The 1,277-nt window shown below is 37.7% G+C and carries 1 protein-coding gene and 1 pseudogene; both read left to right on the forward strand.

Annotated features, from left to right (window positions below):
- Window positions 1-70: 70 nt before the first annotated feature.
- Window positions 71-265: a hypothetical protein gene (locus tag Q1553_RS03540; RefSeq protein ID WP_297600012.1), complete on the forward strand. Its 195-nt coding sequence runs from the start codon at window positions 71-73 to the stop codon at window positions 263-265.
- Window positions 266-270: 5 nt separating this feature from the next.
- Window positions 271-1,277, forward strand: a pseudogene (locus tag Q1553_RS03545) (hypothetical protein); the annotation flags it as partial.

The following is a 1,277-nucleotide window of genomic DNA, read 5'->3' on the forward strand; positions in this document are numbered from 1 at the left end:
AAGGACGAAGTAAAAGTGGATTGGCAAGGGTTCATAGAGAAGCAGTGTAAAATAAATTTAAGGAGAGGGAATGCAAAAATACAAATTCGGAATTCTTTTGGCGGCAACAAAAGATAGTGCCTTTACGATTGGGACGCTTTTATTAAATATTTTGCACAAAATGCCAAACCAAATTGATGTCTTTTATATCGTGCAAGATGGGTTTTGCGATTTGGATAAGAGGATTATGCAAGAGATTGTAGAATCTCGCGGGGGGGGGGGGTAAAACTCGTGTTTGTTGATTTTACTTTTGAGGATTTTAGTGCAGAGGTTAAGAAATACAATCCTAACTTCTATATAGACAAGACAAATCCTATTCTAAGCCGCTATACGCATATGAGTTATGCGAGGTTTGAGGCTTTGAAGTTTCTTTGTGAGTGTGAAAAAATCGTATATTTGGATTTTGATATGCTACTTTTGCGTGGTATTGAGGAGTTAGCGCAAGGGGATTTTGATGTGGCTTGTTTTAGAGGAAGTGCGAGCTTGTCGCAAGGAATGGGTGCATTATGCCCCCCGCAATTTAAAGAAGTAAAAAACTATTCTACCGGGATTATTGTCTTTGGTTCTATGGCACTTGTAGAAATGTATGCGTTTGTGTATCGCTTCATTGCAGAGCATTGTGAGGATTATTTCACGCAGGCAAAGCTCGGAGACCAAGCACTCTTTAGCCTTTATTTGCTGACAAATCCGCTAAAGATTTACGAGTTAGGGGACAAATATTATGGAAATGTGAGCTGGGTAAAAAGCAAAGAATCCTCTATTATTCACGCGTGGGGACAACATAATCGCTTTTGGAATAATAAGCTTTGTGCGTTAGCTTGGGGGCAATGGTGGGTTTATTATCATTGCTGGTTAGAGCTTGGTGGGAGCGCATATAATGGAGGTTGGAAAGCAAAGTTAGAAGTGCCATTAAGTGGTGGTGAGGTGTGGCAGTATTTTGAGAGGATTGCTTGGGCAAAGCAAATAATGGAGATTCCTATGGAATCTTATGAATTGATTGTGCAAGTAGATTTTAAAAACAAATTAAAATTTACTTTTGCTGGGATTGATAAAAGTATTTTTTTACAAGTCTATTCTAAGAGCATTTATACTTTTGTTTTGGAGTTTTGCCACAAAGAGAATGTGATAACAAGCAAAACAATCAATAGAAAGGATTTAAATAGTTTTTTGCCACAATTCATTGAGAGTCAAATGCGCAATATTGGATTTGTGAGAAATTCAAATAAGGAGGAGAAATG

The organism is Helicobacter sp. UBA3407, from assembly GCF_949747025.1.
Lineage (GTDB): Bacteria > Campylobacterota > Campylobacteria > Campylobacterales > Helicobacteraceae > Helicobacter_D > Helicobacter_D ganmani.

Excerpts from the sequence above, each read along its gene's own strand:
- Q1553_RS03540 (WP_297600012.1), top strand. The coding sequence starts at position 71 with ATGCAAAAATACAAATTCGGAATTCTTTTGGCGGCAACAAAAGATAGT.